At 33.9% G+C, this 16939-nt stretch carries 21 protein-coding genes; 7 read left to right on the plus strand and 14 right to left on the minus strand.

Going from position 1 to position 16939, the window contains the following annotated elements:
* Positions 1-91: 91 nt before the first annotated feature.
* Together F7888_RS03555 and F7888_RS03560 are read left to right on the plus strand one after the other, a co-directional pair.
* A complete protein-coding gene (locus F7888_RS03555; RefSeq protein WP_191777251.1) occupies positions 92-1135 on the plus strand; it encodes a DmpA family aminopeptidase in 1044 nt (347 codons plus the stop codon).
* 78 nt (positions 1136-1213) lie between these two features.
* Positions 1214-2746: a carboxypeptidase M32 gene (locus F7888_RS03560; RefSeq protein ID WP_191777253.1), complete on the plus strand. Its 1533-nt coding sequence runs from the start codon at positions 1214-1216 to the stop codon at positions 2744-2746.
* Positions 2747-2800: 54 nt separating this feature from the next.
* Here the strand turns inward: F7888_RS03560 and cspD are convergent, their stop codons facing one another.
* From cspD to F7888_RS03580, 4 genes are all read right to left on the minus strand, one after another.
* Positions 2801-3001 carry a cold-shock protein CspD gene (gene cspD / locus F7888_RS03565; RefSeq protein ID WP_191777255.1) on the minus strand — a complete coding sequence of 67 codons (201 nt, stop codon included), beginning with the start codon at positions 2999-3001 and terminating at the stop codon, positions 2801-2803.
* Between the two features lie 323 nt (positions 3002-3324).
* Positions 3325-3741, minus strand: coding sequence for a peptide-methionine (R)-S-oxide reductase MsrB (msrB, locus tag F7888_RS03570; RefSeq protein ID WP_191777257.1), 417 nt, complete (start codon positions 3739-3741; stop codon positions 3325-3327).
* A 2-nt stretch (positions 3742-3743) separates the two neighbouring features.
* The gene (msrA, locus tag F7888_RS03575) at positions 3744-4259 is read right to left on the minus strand and encodes a peptide-methionine (S)-S-oxide reductase MsrA (RefSeq protein ID WP_191777463.1); all 516 of its coding nucleotides are present in this window, start codon (positions 4257-4259) and stop codon (positions 3744-3746) included.
* Between the two features lie 94 nt (positions 4260-4353).
* Positions 4354-5274, minus strand: coding sequence for a glycerophosphodiester phosphodiesterase (locus tag F7888_RS03580; RefSeq protein WP_191777259.1), 921 nt, complete (start codon positions 5272-5274; stop codon positions 4354-4356).
* A 189-nt stretch (positions 5275-5463) separates the two neighbouring features.
* Between F7888_RS03580 and F7888_RS03585 the strand changes: the two genes are divergently transcribed.
* On the plus strand, positions 5464-5706 hold the full coding sequence (locus F7888_RS03585) for a DNA alkylation repair protein (protein WP_191777261.1): 243 nt from the start codon (positions 5464-5466) through the stop codon (positions 5704-5706).
* A gap of 53 nt (positions 5707-5759) precedes the next feature.
* On the opposite strand, the gene F7888_RS03590 is transcribed toward F7888_RS03585, so the two are convergent.
* From F7888_RS03590 to F7888_RS03605, 4 genes are all read right to left on the minus strand, one after another.
* Positions 5760-6344: a YpmS family protein gene (locus F7888_RS03590; protein WP_191777262.1), complete on the minus strand. Its 585-nt coding sequence runs from the start codon at positions 6342-6344 to the stop codon at positions 5760-5762.
* Between the two features lie 35 nt (positions 6345-6379).
* Positions 6380-7150: a GDSL-type esterase/lipase family protein gene (locus F7888_RS03595; RefSeq protein WP_191777263.1), complete on the minus strand. Its 771-nt coding sequence runs from the start codon at positions 7148-7150 to the stop codon at positions 6380-6382.
* 145 nt (positions 7151-7295) lie between these two features.
* Positions 7296-8150, minus strand: coding sequence for a metallophosphoesterase (locus F7888_RS03600; protein ID WP_225228578.1), 855 nt, complete (start codon positions 8148-8150; stop codon positions 7296-7298).
* Positions 8151-8225: 75 nt separating this feature from the next.
* Positions 8226-8798: a YkoP family protein gene (locus F7888_RS03605; RefSeq protein ID WP_225228579.1), complete on the minus strand. Its 573-nt coding sequence runs from the start codon at positions 8796-8798 to the stop codon at positions 8226-8228.
* Positions 8799-8942: 144 nt separating this feature from the next.
* Between F7888_RS03605 and F7888_RS03610 the strand changes: the two genes are divergently transcribed.
* Both F7888_RS03610 and F7888_RS03615 read left to right on the plus strand, forming a co-directional pair.
* Positions 8943-10046: an MGDG synthase family glycosyltransferase gene (locus tag F7888_RS03610; protein ID WP_191777264.1), complete on the plus strand. Its 1104-nt coding sequence runs from the start codon at positions 8943-8945 to the stop codon at positions 10044-10046.
* A gap of 15 nt (positions 10047-10061) precedes the next feature.
* Complete coding sequence (locus F7888_RS03615) at positions 10062-10205, plus strand: hypothetical protein (protein ID WP_191777265.1); 144 nt, start codon at positions 10062-10064, stop codon at positions 10203-10205.
* Positions 10206-10253: 48 nt separating this feature from the next.
* Here F7888_RS03615 and F7888_RS03620 read toward each other — a convergent pair whose 3' ends face one another.
* Positions 10254-10799, minus strand: coding sequence for an SCO family protein (locus F7888_RS03620; protein WP_191777266.1), 546 nt, complete (start codon positions 10797-10799; stop codon positions 10254-10256).
* Positions 10800-10998: 199 nt separating this feature from the next.
* Between F7888_RS03620 and F7888_RS03625 the strand changes: the two genes are divergently transcribed.
* Positions 10999-11619 (plus strand): YitT family protein, encoded by a 621-nt coding sequence (locus F7888_RS03625; protein WP_318246223.1) that lies wholly within the window; start codon positions 10999-11001, stop codon positions 11617-11619.
* A gap of 18 nt (positions 11620-11637) precedes the next feature.
* On the opposite strand, the gene cysC is transcribed toward F7888_RS03625, so the two are convergent.
* Genes cysC through F7888_RS03650 form a run of 5 tightly spaced genes read right to left on the minus strand, consistent with a single transcriptional unit; the run spans position 11638 to position 15468 of the window.
* Positions 11638-12246 carry an adenylyl-sulfate kinase gene (cysC, locus tag F7888_RS03630; protein ID WP_191777267.1) on the minus strand — a complete coding sequence of 203 codons (609 nt, stop codon included), beginning with the start codon at positions 12244-12246 and terminating at the stop codon, positions 11638-11640.
* 12 nt (positions 12247-12258) lie between these two features.
* Positions 12259-13407, minus strand: a complete 1149-nt coding sequence (sat, locus tag F7888_RS03635) for a sulfate adenylyltransferase (RefSeq protein WP_191777268.1) — start codon at positions 13405-13407, stop codon at positions 12259-12261.
* A 28-nt stretch (positions 13408-13435) separates the two neighbouring features.
* Positions 13436-14152: a phosphoadenylyl-sulfate reductase gene (locus F7888_RS03640; RefSeq protein WP_191777270.1), complete on the minus strand. Its 717-nt coding sequence runs from the start codon at positions 14150-14152 to the stop codon at positions 13436-13438.
* A 33-nt stretch (positions 14153-14185) separates the two neighbouring features.
* Positions 14186-14716 (minus strand): histidine phosphatase family protein, encoded by a 531-nt coding sequence (locus F7888_RS03645; protein ID WP_191777272.1) that lies wholly within the window; start codon positions 14714-14716, stop codon positions 14186-14188.
* Complete coding sequence (locus tag F7888_RS03650; RefSeq protein ID WP_191777274.1) at positions 14698-15468, minus strand: phosphosulfolactate synthase; 771 nt, start codon at positions 15466-15468, stop codon at positions 14698-14700. Before F7888_RS03650 ends, F7888_RS03645 begins: the two co-directional genes overlap by 19 nt.
* A gap of 230 nt (positions 15469-15698) precedes the next feature.
* Between F7888_RS03650 and F7888_RS03655 the strand changes: the two genes are divergently transcribed.
* Positions 15699-16922, plus strand: a complete 1224-nt coding sequence (locus F7888_RS03655; protein ID WP_225228598.1) for an MFS transporter — start codon at positions 15699-15701, stop codon at positions 16920-16922.
* The last annotated feature ends 17 nt before the right edge of the window (positions 16923-16939 follow it).

Genomic DNA, 16939 nt, shown 5'->3' on the forward strand with positions numbered 1-16939 from the left:
TATATTCTCTGTTAAAGCCCTAAGGATATACAGCTAATTTGGATTCGATTATACTATTTCTATTAACAGAAAATTTAGAGGAGGAATCAGTATGAAACGTTTAAGGGATTATGGTGTAACCATCGGTTCATTAAAGCCAGGTCCAAAAAATAAGATAACAGATGTTAAAGGAGTCACTGTTGGTCATTCAACAATTAGTGATGGTTCTTATAAAACAGGAGTTACATCAATCATTCCTCACGGTGGAAATGTATTTAGAGAGAAGGTCATTGCCAGTAGTTATGTCTTAAATGGATTTGGTAAAACCGTTGGAACCATTCAAATTGAGGAACTAGGGACAATAGAAACGCCCATCCTCTTAACCAATACCTTAAGTGTACCAACATGCTCTAGTGCTCTACTTAAATATATGTTGAATCAAAATGATGATATTGGAACTACCACAGGAACGATAAATACCGTTGTCGGTGAATGCAATGATATGTATTTAAATGATATCCGTGATTTCGCTGTCAAAGAAGAACATGCATTTATTGCTTTAGAACAAGCGTCAGTTGATTTCGATGAAGGTAATATTGGAGCTGGTACAGGCATGAAATGCTTTGGACTAAAAGGTGGTATTGGTTCTTCTTCTAGAGAAATAACCTATTATCATGGGACATATACGATTGGTGTTCTAGCTTTAACCAATTTCGGCCAGTTACAGCACTTAACCATCGACGGGCATAAAGTTGGACCTAGGATTAAGCAATTGATCCCATCTACACAGGAAGAAATGGACAAAGGCTCCGTCATCATAGTTATTGCGACTGATTTACCCGTTTCGGATCGACAATTACATCGTATATTGAAGAGAGCGTCTGTTGGACTAAGTAGAACTGGTTCTTATATCGGTCATGGCAGTGGAGATATTTTCATTGGTTTTTCAACAGCAAATAAGATCTCTCATTATTCAAACGAACAATTGCAACACTTCGCTTTTATCCATGAAGAAGAAATTGAACAAGCATTTATTGGCGTTGCAGATGCAACAGAAGAAGCCATTTTAAATTCACTGCTTACTTCAAAGACTACTATTGGAAGAGACCAGCATAAATTGATTTCGTTAAGTGAATTCATTGAAGAGATCTTATAGATTTAAACTTTCGCATTCCGAAATAAATTGGTATAATTTAAATAGATTGAAAATTTAATATAAAGCGAGGATACAAACATGTTAAAAACTTCAGAAAATATCGATTTAAAAGAAGCTAATGAGCAATTTAAAGCTTTAGATGAAAAAATAACTCACTTTTCTAATGTACTTGGTTTGGCTGCATGGGACCAACGTACAAAAGCAGCAAAAAAAGGACGTTCCCTCTTTGCGAAAGCTATTGGTACTCTTTCTACTGAAGCCTTTAAATTAACAATTTCAGAAGAAATGGGACAACTTTTACATACTCTTACCTTACCAGAAAACTATGATTCATTAGACCCTGTAACAAAGGCTTGTGTAAGAGAACGATTATCAGAATATGAAAAATCAAAAAAGATTCCAGCTGACGTTTTTACGGAGTATGTTGTATTAAGATCGAACGCTAACAATGCTTGGGAGGATGCACGAAAGAATAATGACTTCGCCTCTTTCCAGCCATATTTAGAAAAAATGGTTGACTTCAAAAAGAAATTTGCTGAATACTATGGATATGAAGGTCACCCATATAATGCTCTCCTTGATGAATATGAACCTGGCTTAACAGTCGAAAAGCTCGACCCCCTCTTTGCTGAATTAAGAGAAAAAAGTATCGCATTACTAGAAAAAATTCAGAGTTCAAGTAATCAACCTAGAAAAGATATTTTTGAAAAAGAATATGATATTGATGCACAAAAAGCATTCAATCAATTTATCCTTCCAAAATTAGGCTATGATCTAGAAGCCGGTAGATTAGATGAAACAACACATCCATTTGCTCTAGCTATCACAACAGGTGATGTTAGAATCACAACACGTTATTTAAAAGAAAATGTCCGATCAGCCATTTTCGGAACGATTCATGAAACAGGACATGCATTGTATGAGCAAGGTGTAAATCCTGAATTTGAAGGTACAGTCATTAGACGTGGTGCTTCATTTGGTATCCATGAGTCTCAATCACGATTTTTAGAAAACATGGTAGGAAGAAGCACAGAATTTTGGACTTACTTCTACAAAGATATTAAAAAATACTTCCCAACTCAACTTGGAGAAGTTTCGTTAGAGGATTTCTATGAAGCTATTAATCTAGTAGAACCATCATATATCCGTGTCGAGGCAGATGAACTCACCTATAATCTTCATATTATGATTCGATATGAAATAGAGAAAGGCTTAATTTCAGGGGAAATTGAAGTAAAAGACCTACCCCAGGTGTGGAATGAAAAAATGAAGGATTATCTTGGTGTCGTTCCTGAAAATGATACACTAGGTGTTTTACAAGATGTTCACTGGTCACAAGGTGGATTTGGATATTTCCCTTCCTATTCTTTAGGAAATCTATATGCAGCCCAAATTCTTCATACAATTACGAAAGAAATTCCTAATTTCTATGAATTGATCGAACAAGGAGACTTCTTAGTCATTCGTGAGTGGTTAAAAGAACAAATTCATCAATATGGTAAGCTTTATACTCCAGCAGAACTAATTAAAAAAGTCACAGGTGAAGATTTAAATGCTTCTTATTTAATTCATTATTTAGAAGAGAAATATACGAACATTTATAAACTATAACATTAGAAAAAGCAGTCCGAATACGGACTGCTTTTATTATATAGTAGCTATTAATTATAGTTTTACAACGTTTGCAGCTTGAGGTCCACGATTACCATCAACAATCTCAAAAGAAACTTCTTGGCCTTCTTCTAAAGATTTGAAGCCTTCACCTTGGATCGCTGAGAAATGTACGAATACATCGTCTCCACCTTGTACTTCGATAAATCCGAAACCTTTTTCACTGTTAAACCATTTTACTTTACCATTTTGCATGAATTATGCCTCCTAGAATTAACACACAAATCAATTGTGTATTGCTAAAAATTAACCAGTTCAACCACTTGCATAAATTTAATAGATTCTTCACGTGCTTTAGTATTCTACAACAAAGAAACGTTCATTCTATCTTTAATCTATATGTAGTAAACGGTTGCATTTATCATATCATTTTAAGAATGGAAGCGTCAACCATTTTACACAAAATTATACTAACTTTTAAGAAATAAGTAATCGTTTACAATATTGATATAATAGTAATCTTCTATATAAAATAACTGGTGAATGAGAACTAGTCTCGAGCTCATTCACCCCTCTGATTATTGAAATAAATTCAAGTACTTCCCATACCCTTCATTTTCCAATTCTGATTTTGGAATAAATCTTAATGCTGCTGAATTAATACAATATCTTAAGCCTGATGGGCCAGGTCCATCGTTAAACACATGTCCTAAATGAGAATTAGCTTCCTTACTTCTTACTTCTGTTCGAATCATTCCATGAGTTGTATCAAGCTTCTCTACCATCTCTTCATCTAGGATTGGTTTAGTGAAGCTTGGCCAGCCACAGCCAGCATCATATTTATCAGTCGAACTGAACAAAGGCTTCCCAGAAACAATATCTACATAAATCCCCTCTTCTTCATGATTCCAAAATTCATTTTGAAATGGTGGTTCTGTACCATTTTCTTGTGTTACCTTATATTGCATCGGTGTCAACTTTTTCTTCAAATCCATTACTAATCCCTCCAATGTCTTTCGATGAAACCCGCTCTACCTGATCCTACACTGTATCTAAGATAATGGGCCGGATTTTTTTTATAATAATGTTGGTGATACTCTTCTGCCTCATAGAATTCCTTAGCTGGGAGAATCTCAGTAACTATAGGCGCAGAAAACTTACCACTTTCAGCTAATTGTTTTTTTGATTGCTCTGCAAGCTCCTTTTGATTTTGATTATGATAAAAAATCGCTGTTTTGTATGACCCACCTCGATCATAAAATTGCCCACCTGCATCTGTTGGGTCAATTTGTTGCCAAAACAATTGAAGAAGCAGTTCATAAGAAAATTCTTCTGGATTATATGTTATTTGTACCGCTTCATAATGTCCTGTTGTTTCTTGGCAAACTTCTTCATATGTAGGATTTTCTTTCCATCCACCTGTATAGCCTGAAACTACTTTAATAATCCCTGGCATTTCATCAAATGGCTTCACCATACACCAAAAGCATCCACCCGCAAATGTTGCTAGCATTGAGTTTGACAAATTAATTGCTCCTTCCTAAATTCTCTTCTTCTATTATAGTTGCCAATAACAGACAATCCAATTAATTTGACTTACTACTTAGTTAAATCTCTTTGCTATCATCATTAATTAATCTTAGCATTTTATTTGGATAATCAGTAATTATGCCATCCACTTTTAGATTGATTAGTTCTTTCATTGTTTTTTCATCATTAATTGTCCAATAATGAATAGCAATATTACGTTCTTTGATGATGTTTATTAACCTCTCAGTAGCTAAATCAATATGTCCAACCTTTACAGGAATTTGTACTGCACTTCGCTTTAATGGGTATATTCTATCTAAATGTAATTTGTGTAGAAATACATAGTATTTTAATGTCTTAGACCCTGTCCCTATTGGAACTTTCCCATCTGTACTTTTTGCAAAACGCTTTATACTATCATCATTGAATGACCCTACAATCACTTTCTTTTTGATATCATATTTTTTTATTAATTTGGCTACCTTCTTTTCTACCCTTGGATCGGTGTCCTTTAGCTCAATGACAAAGGGAGTATTTTTTATTTCTTTAAATACTTCTTCTAGCGTAGGTATTTGAATTCCACGTCCACGAAAGGCATAGCCACGATTCTCCAATTCCAAGTGATAGCCTGCATCCAATTTTTTTAATTCTTCTAATGTCATGTCTGAAACGAATCCTGTACCATTGGTCGTTCGATCAACGGTATGATCATGAATGACAACCAATTGATGGTCTTTTGACAGCCGAACATCCAATTCTATTGCGTCCACACCAAGTCGTTCTGATAGTTTAAATGCATACAAAGTATTTTCTGGAGCAATTCCAGCACCACCCCTATGAGCAATGACTAACGGTATATCATTTACCTTATGAAAGGTTGTTTGTTTTTGTTTATTCACTGGAACAAGCTGGATGATGAAAAATAGAGTCGTTAACAAACAGAAAACAACAATAAGTCGATGAGGGATTAAGAAATTAACTCGTTGATTAATCTTCATAGTTGAACTCCTATACAATGTAATTAAAGTCTATTATGTCGTATTTACACAATATTATGAGGCTCTCCCTTGGATATGTAACACTATGATTATGATTTTAAGAATATAATATGCTCTTTTTAGCTAAAAAACGCACGAATCATAAATCTCAATAATTTGGAAATAGTATATGGATAGGAGGTGGATCATTTGTCAAATCCATATTTATGCCCAAATTGTAAAACAAATAGAACTAGATTCAACATCATTGAACAAGTAGCCAAAGCTGTGAAGGTAGACAAGGATAGTGGGGAGATTCTAGAAGAGTATGGAGAGGAAATTGGACCTTTACATATTCCATATCGTGGTCCAAACTATAAAATCCAGTGTGGTGTATGTGGTTTAATAGAGGATGAATTATCATTTGTCAAACGAGCTCAGAACCATAAATAAGCTCAAAAAACCAGTACTCAAAATTATGGAGTACTGGTTATAAGTAGTATTGCCTATTCATTCGGTACAATCAAACTAAAACTTAGGTCATCCTTTTCTAAATCAAATGTGTTCACTCTTACATTTACATCACTTTTCAACTCTAAATCAGTGATTGCTGCATATACAGTATGCTTTGAAGGATCAATCGTGATCCAATCAGGTAAAGCATAATTATCACTAATAGATCTTAATACCAATGACACAGGGAGTTGAACATTTCCCAAAGAAATAGATTCCTGTTGTAACATTAAATCACCATTTGCTTGAGGGATTGGTTCAAAGGTCATGACTAAGTCAATTTCCTTGCCAAAAGCAGGAATTGATCCAATTAACATCACTTTTTCTGAAAGTAACACCTTATAGTTTAAGATTTGGTCCTGAAATTCCTCTTCTAAATAGTGATTGATTAATTGAGTTAAATCATGTTTATTCGTCGTGACGGTTAAATTAATTCCATCCTTCCCTTCATTCTCTTCGTTAACTGAAGGAAGATTGATTGCCTCCCCAGGAGAAAATAAGAAAATCAAAAACAAGCCTACAATCAGAACATTTATAATGACTAGTCCAATAAAAAAATTTCTCCAATTTATCGTCATTCTCATACCCCTTACTTACAAACGGTTCATTTATTTCATTCCATATATTCTTCTATACGTGCGCTAATTAATTCATAACCTCGTGTATTTGGATGAAAATCATCATTGTACAATAGGTTTTCATTGCTATTTTTAAAGATATCTTCAATTTCAATAAAGGTCGTATTATCGTACTCTGATAATAGATTTTTGGTTATTTGATTCCAGCTAGATATCACCAAATCGATATCACCGAAGATTTCTCCTATATGTATAAATGGGTTATACAATCCAACCACGTAAATTTGAGCCTCTTGATTCATATTTCTAATCCGATCAATAATTAATTGTAATCGTTGCTTATATTTATCCCGCTCAAGATTAAATGGTTCATACGATAAATTCATGAAATGATTTTGGACAACCTGCAAGATATCATTTCCACCAATTGTAATGATCACAGAATCAGCGCTAGCAACCAGTTCTTTTGGAATATCCTTAGAAATACGAAGTAGCAAATCATTTGTTGTATGTCCTTGTACACCGTAATTTATAATCTTCACCGAACCTACCTCCCTTCTTTCAAGAAGGCGATTTTCTAAAAACGAAGTATATCCCCCACTATTTGTCGTATCTCCAATTCCCTCAGTTAAGGAATCTCCAATAGCAAGTATTTCTAAGTCTTTTGGAAAAAACGAAGGTGGTACACTATCCTTTTTTAACAAAAGTACGTTATGATAAACATTTCGTTCATAATTATTTGAAGTTTGTACAGAGCAAGCTGTTAATAAAACCATCAATGTAAAAAAAATCATCAAGCGTTTCAATTATTCTTCACCTACCATTCTAACAATCTTTTATTAAAATATGTCATTATTGCTTATAGTATTATAATATAACTAACTAGTAGAATCATATCTACTATTTACTCGTTACAAAAGAAAAAGACGCTTATTTAAGCGCCCTTCATGGTTAGATAGCATTTATATACACTGGGTTAGTCTGCTCAAGCCCATGAATTTGATGAATGGTAATCTCGGGATAACACCCAACTCTTATATTAACTCCTGTTTGACCCAAACCTTCACTAATATAAAACGGTTTTCCATCATGATAATGTAATCCTTTGATCATATTTAATCTTGCAAGTTTTCCCATTTTAACAAGATGGTAAGGCTTTGGCCAATGAATTTGTCCACCGTGAAAATGTCCTGATAACAAATAATCAAAGTGGTAGTTCTTCATATCTAAAACGACATTAGGATCATGTGATAATACAAGGTTATAGCCTTGTTCTAACCCTTTATAGGAAAATTCAGGATTACTCCTTTTTGTACTTGCATCATCAATCCCTATAATATTTAAAATAGAGCTCCCAATTGTAAGTTTTACATGTTCATTTTTCAAAGTAACACATGAATGATCTTCTAATGTTTTTTTCAAAGCTTCAAAATTTTCTCCCTTTAATACATAATCATGATTACCAAATACCGCAAAAATCCCATGAGTCGGTTTTAATTTGTTTAATACCTCTAGATAAGGAACAAGCTTAGGGATGCTTCTTTTTCGATCCAAAAAATCACCAGTTAAAGCAATTAAGTCAATTTTTTCATTTTGTAACAGATGGTAGAGCTTATTTGGAGAGATCGATATATTTTCAAGATGTAAATCTGATAGATGGAGAATATTTAAGGTCAATAGATTTGAATCAACCGATTTATTACCTATATTAACTCTATTTATTTTAACATTTTTCGTATTTTTATTAGCTAAATAAATAAAATATGAAATCATAAATACAACCAAAAGAATAACAGAAGTATACAATGTATCTCCTCCTCTACTACAATTATAATGAGTTAGAGGAGGAAAGACAGTGGTAATGGATGGATAATCTCATCCTTATTCCTTCGTATACCTTGTTATTAAGGCTTCCTTCGTCATGATAAGATATTTGGGAGGTCTGTTTAATGTATTCTTGGTCAATTGATTGACTGATAGTAAATACATTGGAATAAATACAAGACGTTTCATCAAAGCATACCATTTATTTCTCAGAGAGAACGTTTCAAACCCTAGTCTTTCACAACCTTTGTTGAGCGTGGTTATGCCAACAATTCCTTTAATTTCCTTCTCACGAGGATGCTTAGATAAATAATCTGCTAAATATGGTAATCCTTCAAGTACTTTCTTATAAATAACTCTTGCCTTCCTCGTTTCACCATCTATCTTTACTATATCTTTTAATAACCTCACATTATGTAAATGAATTTTTATCATTAAATCATTTTTATGAATGATGGTACCATCAGATAATTCTAGTGGGAAACCTCTATATCTTGTAAGTCTTATTCGAAAGATTGGCTGATGATCATCATCAGTATGAATATATGTTAACCTTGTAAAGAAATAATATAAGGGATCAAGCACTGTCCAAATTGAAAAGAAATAAAGCCTCATTTTAACCAGCATCATTTGTTACCCCTTTACAAAAGAATCATTGTTATTTGAAGTATCTATAATTTGGGGAAAGATTATGAAAGGGAATTAAAGGTAGTTGCATAAAAATAGTTGGTTTGATGACAATATTGTTATTACCTCTTAAAGGAGACTATTCAAATGAAAAAGGTACTATTTATGCCTTTTTTACAAATCCCATCAGGTCATCACCAGGTTGCAGATGCTATTGCTGAAATTGTTTCAGGTATTGATTCATCTATCGATTGTGACAAGGTGGATATTTTATCATACAGTTACGGAAATATAGAGCAGCTTATCTCTACTATTTATTTAAAATGGATTCATACGCTCCCAAAAACATACCATTGGCTTTATCAGACATTAGTTTGTAAGGATATGTACAAAGACAAGAATTATAAACTTTATGAACTATTGTTTTTACCATTTGTGAAAAAGCTTATTAGAGAAAAGCAACCAGATATCATAGTTAGTTCTCATGCCTTGCCATCCTACATGCTTAATAAGTTAAAACAACTAGAAATAATAAATACACCTGTGATAAATGTCTACACAGACTTTTTTATTCACAGCTTTTGGGGTACAAAACATATCGATTATCATTTTGTAGGACACCCTTCACTCAAAAAGCAGTTAGTTGAAAAGGGAATTTCAGAAGAAAAAATATATGTAACTGGAATTCCTACTCACCCTTTTATAAAAAAAGAAGTAAAAAAACAATCAACCTTAAAAAACTGTTTGATTATGGGTGGGAGTTTAGGCGTTGGGATGATTGAACAGCTATTGCCAAAATTGAGGAATAGTAAGCATATTTCCTTTTATATTTTATGTGGCAAAAATAAAAAACTATACGATAAGGTACAAAAGCTCGCAGATCCAAATATTCACCCATATGGCTATATTTCTGACCGAAAAAAAATGAATGATATTTATGAAAAGGCAGATCTCGTTATTACAAAACCTGGAGGTATCACGATAAGCGAATGCTTAACAAAAGAAATCCCTACTTTAATCTATCATTCCCTACCTGGTCAGGAGAAAATTAATTTAAACGAGTTAAGTTCTAATCAATTAGTATTTCAATTTGAAGATTGGCAAGAGATGGAAAGCATTGAGGATGAGATTTTATCTTATTTGCAGGAAAAGGAGGTTACTAAAGTATTCGCAAAGAGCTTGAAGGAATATCAGTTGAGTTTAGACAATCGACCCTTAAAAAGTATTCTACATCAAATTATCTATTCATAAAGGACGGTGTATACTATGAACAAAGATAAAGACGATCTTACAAATAAACAAACTGAGATTGACCAAATGCTTGAGTGTGAAACGTATTTTGGCAAAGACTTCTTCTGGAATGAACTTGAAGCAATTGTTGTTGATGGTGTTGTCAATAGTGACGACTAAATTTAACAGCCTGAATAAACATGTATTCAGGCTGTTAAACATTCCTAATTATAAATCCTTTATTTTTTTGACCATTTCTTCATATGGGGTCTCTGATACACCACTATAGTCACCAGCTATATTCCCATTTTTATCAACAATATAGAATGCTGTACGATGTAGTACCTGATCTTGATTAGTTGGTTTTTGAACTAACGTCGCAAAATTATCTTTTGCGAATTCTTCAATTTCAGCCTGACTATAGCCAGTTAAGAAATGCCAATTGCTGAAATCTGCGTCAAATTTGTTGGCAAACTCCTTTAACACTTCTGGTGAATCTTCTTCAGGATCCACAGAAAACGAAACGATCTCTGCCTCAATTCCCTCATCAGCTAGCATTTGCTGTAATTTAGCCATATGAGCTGTCATTGGTGGACATACGGTCTCACAATTAGTGAAGATAAAATTAGCAACCCATACCTTACCATCTAATTGCTCAGTTCCGAATGCATTTCCATCTTGGTCAGTGAAGGTGAAATTCATCTTATTTTCTTGATTACAAGCTGTTAACAATACTATGCATAAAATTAAAATGTAAAAAAAACCTTTTTTCATTTCTACAACTCCTACTATGTACCTTTGTCTAAATAGTATCAGAAAATGTCTTTAATTAAAAGTATTTGACTAATATGTTTCTCTTATCTGAACATATCTTGTCTTTCCCCTTCATATAATGGACAAGAAGTGCATTGGAGGGATCATCATTGATTTCATATTATTTACGAGGTAGGCACAAAAAAAGAGGTCACCAAAAATGATGACCAAATCTTTACAAAATCTTACATTTATACTTATTGGAGCTGTCCTACAAGGAGTAGCTATGTCGATTTTTTTATTCCCTCATAATATTCCTTCTGGTGGAGCTGCTGGATTAGCTATTATATTAAATCATTGGTTTCATTTACCTTTAGGATTCTCTCTTTGGGTTGTTAATTTTGCCTTTTTAGTACTAGCTTTAAAATACTTTGGCTATACATGGACAATTAGAACGATGTTATCTGTAACCGTTACTTCAGTTACGGTTAGTATGATTACTTCAGGCTTGCATATCTATGACCGTATTTTTCTTGTTGATATGTTGGTAGGTAGTGCTTTATTTGGCATAGGTGTTGGATTACTTATTCGGAACGGGGCATCAAGTGGTGGAATGGTCATACCTGCGTTGATGATCGCAAATAAATACCAATGGCCACCGGGTAGAGTGATGCTGTGGATGAATTTCCTTATTTTCTTATTTACTGCGACAGTGATAGATTTGAAGATTGTTATTTATGCAATTATTTGTCAATCAATTTCAACAAACATCATCGACTTTATTTATCATCTTAAGATACCGACATTCACTGCTAATAACTATGGCTGGCGAAAAAAATAAGACCAGCTCGGGTTATTGTCATTTAATACAAAGTAACCCTTGATCTATTAAATAGTAAATAACCTTATCCACTGAATCTTGTAATGAAAGTTTATTTGTTTCAATCGTTAGTTCAGGTGCATCTGGTGCTTCATATGGGGATCCAATTCCTGTGAAATTAGGTATATCCCCTGTTCTTGCTTTTTTATAAAGACCTTTTGGATCTCTTGTTTCACATATTTCAAGTGGACATTTCACATAGATTTCAATAAATTCGCCTTCATCGAACATTTCTCTCACCGTTTTGCGATCTTCCCGAAACGGAGAGATAAATGCGGTAGTAACAATTTGGCCACTATCAACAAATAGTTTAGAAACCTCGCCGATTCGGCGTATATTTTCTTTTCGATCCGTATCATTGAACCCAAGACCTTTATTCAATCCATGTCTGATATTATCTCCATCAAGAATATAGCTTCTAACTCCTAGTTCGAATAACTTCATATCAATTGCATTTGCTAACGTAGATTTACCAGATCCAGACAACCCTGTGAACCAAAGGACACAGCTTCTATGATTATTTAATTGATGTCGATCTGCTTTTGTAATAGAAGATTTATGCCATATGATGTTGTTATCAGTTTTCATAAATTTCACCCTTTAAATCTTTGTATAAGTTTTTTGCAGACCTCTAATTAATACTTCAATAACCTCTGCTCGACTAAATTCTTTTGGAGGGATCTGACCATACTTTAGCATTTCTCTCACCTTTGTACCTGATAATATCACATGATCTTCTTTTTCATGCGGGCATGTTTTTGCCGATGCCATACTCTCACATTTCAAACAATAGAAGCTATGCTCGAAGAATAATGGTGTAATCCCAAGTTCTGATACTGAAAATAAATGAAAGATTTTTTGCGCATCATAGGTCCCGTAATAATTACCAACACCAGCATGGTCGCGCCCTACAATAAAATGAGTACACCCATAATTTTTGCGAACAATGGAGTGGAAAATGGCTTCACGAGGTCCAGCATATCTCATGGCAGCTGGAAAAACAGATAAAAACACACGATTTTTCGGATAATATTTGTTCAATAATACTTGATAACTTTCCATTCGAATGTCACTAGGAATATCATCTTTCTTTGTTTCACCAACAAGCGGGTTTAAAAATAACCCATCTACAGTTTCTAATGCTGTTTTCTGAATATATTCATGGGCACGATGAACCGGGTTTCTTGTTTGAAAGCCAACAATTGTTTTCCAGCCTAAACGTTGAAAGACTTCCCGCGTTTGCTTTGGATCTAAATAGAAATTCTCAAACTTCTCTTTCACTGGTCTCTTGATTAATGTGATGGGTCCAGCAAGATATACATTAGGTCTATCATATAATTTTTGAACCCCTGGATGTGCTTTGTCGGTCGTTTGGTAAACCTTGAAAGCTTCAATGTCTTTATTAGGGATATATTTCTCAGTTACTGTCATTGCGCCATAAATGATCTCATCCTTTACAAGATGAACTTCCTCACCAATCTCAATGTGTTTAGCTGCATCTTCATTGACTGGTAAAGTAATAGGAATGGACCAAATCTCACCTGTTGATAGTCTCATCTTGCTAACAACCGATTCATAATCTTTCTTCCCTAAGAAACCTGTTAATGGACTGTAAGCTCCTATAGCGATTAGTTCAAGGTCACTTAGTGCGATTTCATCTAATTGAATCTGTTGTATTCCTGCTTTCATTTTGTAGTTTTCATTGACTCTATTTATTAATAGTCCGCCATGCGGCTTACTTAGCGTCACTTCTATAACCTCCTACTATTCTATGCATTTATTTATCTAAGTGTAGTCCACATTCTGTCTTATCATGATTTGCCCATCTTCCCCCACGCAAATTATCGCCTATAACTGGTTGTGTACATGGAAGACAACCAATACTAGGATAATTATTGTCATGTAGCTCATTATATGGTAATTGATTTAACTGGATATATGTCCATACATCATCCCATGTCCAATCAATAAGAGGACAAATTTTAACCAATTTAAACTTCTCATCTTTATTAATAAATTTCAGATGCTTTCTTGCTGGAGATTGGTCACGACGCAATCCAGAAATCCATGCAATAGATTCTGTTAGCACCTCTTTTAAGGGCTCAACCTTCCTTAATTGGCAACATAAATTTGGATTTCTTTTCCACAAGTCATCACCATATTCATCTTTTTGTTCTAATAATGTAAGGTTTGGTTTTTTTAATTCAATATTTAATGTAGGATATTTTTCTTTTACTTTATCAATGAGTTTGTACGTTTCCTGAAAATGAAGTCCAGTATCAAGAAAGACGATTCTCGCATCTTTTTTAACCTTAGAGATTAAATCAATCAAGACTATACCTTCAGCTCCAAAGCTACATGCATAGACTAGCTCCCCATCATCATAGGTTGAATATGCCCACTTTAAGACTTGGAAATAATCTTTTACCTCGCAGTTTAATTGATCAATTTTTTCTTGTTCCCATGTATCAAATGAAATGGATTCATTTAACATTTAGCACACCCTCCTTTTTCGGATAAATGATTATTAAAAATTAACGATAAGAAGTTCATTATTTTTCACGACAACCTTATTCATTTCATTAATTGTTCCAAATTGATTGATTGAAATAAGTCCTCTCATCCAAGAACCATGACCGAACACGATTATCTTTGAATAATGTTTATATTCCTTAATGAAGGATAAGATTCTTTTTTCAAAATCAAGCAGAGATTCGCCCAATGTTAATTCTCTAGGTGAATTCATCCATACATCAGAATAATCATTAATCAGCCTTGATTTTGGAACACCTTCGTAATCGCCAAAATTCAACTCATCTAATAATGGCTCAACCTGAAATGACTCATACCCATAGCTTTTTGCTGTTTGTTGTGTTCGAATAAGTGAACTAGTTAAAACAATGTCAACAGGTAGTATATTTATCAATTTCTGCTTATTTACCTCAATGTCATGTTTAAATCCGTTTGTTATCGGAGAAATTGGGATATTTCTACTTCCTTGAAGTACACCCTTCTTATTCCATTCAGTTGGTAAATGCCTTATAGCGGCGATTTCCATTGTACATCCTCCAAATAAAAAGTTTCACTTCGGAGTCCACGTCTTTGTGCTTCCAAAACTAGTGTATCCACCAGCTTTACATTTCCTAAATTCACATTCGTTCCAAAAGAATTGATAAAGAACATTTGACTCTTCGGTGTCGGTGCTTCAAAAATCACTCTGTTGATATCTACATTTTTGATCATTTCTTTCACTAACTTATCCTTAATTTGCCCATTACTATCATAGATTCCAGATGTACCAGAATCTCTACCTTCAGTGATGACGTATTTACACCCAGCATCTAATAATAAGTTGATTTCTTCTTTCCATTCCGAAATAGAAAGATCCTTATCTGCATCCTTCGACCCTACTTCACCAAGGATATAGAAGTCATTTTTTAATTGCTTAACCAATGATACTCTGTCTTTAAGTGAAATATCTAATGTTCCATTCGATACCTCAATCCATTCAATACCAAGAGACTTTAAATAAGCTACATATTCCTTCATCTTTTTCTGATAAAAGCATTTCTCAAACAATGTTCCTCCAAAATATGGCTTAATATGATAGGCTTTGTACAAAGCAATTTTCTCTTCAATATTTGGAGTGACATAAGCACACCCTATACCTATCTTAGCAATATCAATATATTGATGATAATCATCTAATACGTGTTTTAATTGTCCTATTGGAGTTCCAAAATCTGCAACTGAAGTGATTCCATATAGGCGGTTCTTTAATGTTCTATTAGGTAAATCCAAAAAGTCCATCGTGATATACGCCTCCTCTTCTCTACAGTTGATATGTTATTCATCTATAGGAAAATGGTGTATATATTAAGCACTTACATTAAAATTAGACCAAATAACTCTGGATTGATTTGACAAATGGAGAAGATTTATAAGAGGTATAGACTGAACTGAAATACGGAATGATACAATTGTATTAAATATATGTATAAGGAGTTGCAAGTTACTTGTCCAGTAAAAAAAATACAGGAATGACAGTAGTAGCAATTGGCTCAATTCCTCTAATCCTTGTACTAGGTAACTCAATGCTAATCCCTGTATTACCAGAAATGCAAAAAGAACTTGGAATCAGTCAATTTCAAGTTAGCTTAGTAATTACTGTATTTTCCGTAGCAGCCGCCGTTTCAATTCCGATTCTTGGGTATTTATCTGACCGCTTTACCAGAAAGGCAATTATCATTCCTGCTCTTGTTCTATATGGAACTGGTGGATTATTAGCTGGACTTGCGGCATCATGGTTTACCAGTCCATTTCTTTGGATCATGATCGGAAGGGTAATGCAAGGTGTGGGTGCAGCAGGTACTGCCCCGATTGCAATGGCATTAACAGGTGATTTATATAAAGGTGGTCAACAAAGTAAAGTATTAGGACTTGTTGAAGCATCCAATGGATTTGGTAAAGTAATCTCACCTATTATAGGTTCATTACTGGCGTTATTATTTTGGTATGCTGCATTCTATGCATTTCCCCTCTTTTGCCTAGTTTCTATCCTCCTTACTCTGTTTTTTGTTAAGGAGAAGAAACAAAAAAAGGAACCACCTCCTTTTGGAAAATACTTCAAAGGATTGTTAACAGTATTTAAAAATGAAGGCCGCTGGCTTTTTACTGCATATTTGGCTGGAGCAACGTGCCTTTTTACATTGTTCGGAATTTTATTTTACCTCTCAGATGTTTTGGAACTACAATATAAAATTGATGGGATCCCTAAAGGCGCCATTCTAGCAATACCTCTATTGGTGATGACAACAACATCCTATATTACTGGTAGTAAAATCGGAAAAAATATGGCATTGATGAAGAAATTAATCATTATTGGTCTTGGTTTAATGACTATATCTTTCTCAACTTTAATGTTTTTTGAATCCCTTGTTCCTTTCATCTCAATTTTAGTAATCAGTAGTGTTGGAACAGGTTTGGTGCTACCTTGTATAAATAGTTTGATTACTGGTTCTGTCAGTTCATCTAAAAGAGGGTTTGTTACTTCTTTATATGGATCAGTTCGCTTTTTAGGTGTTGCAATTGGACCACCTATTTTTGGGTGGCTCATGGCATGGTCACGATCCGGTATGTTTTTGATTACAGCCTCACTCACTTTAGTTGTCGGATTATTATGTATTGCATTAATTCATGTGAAGAAGAAAAAACCGAATGAAACGGCAGACGATTCTTTATTTAATAAATTACAACTTACTTAATTATTCAAAGGAGGAAC

It is taken from the genome of Litchfieldia stipae (assembly GCF_014837155.1).
GTDB lineage: Bacteria > Bacillota > Bacilli > Bacillales > Bacillaceae_L > Litchfieldia.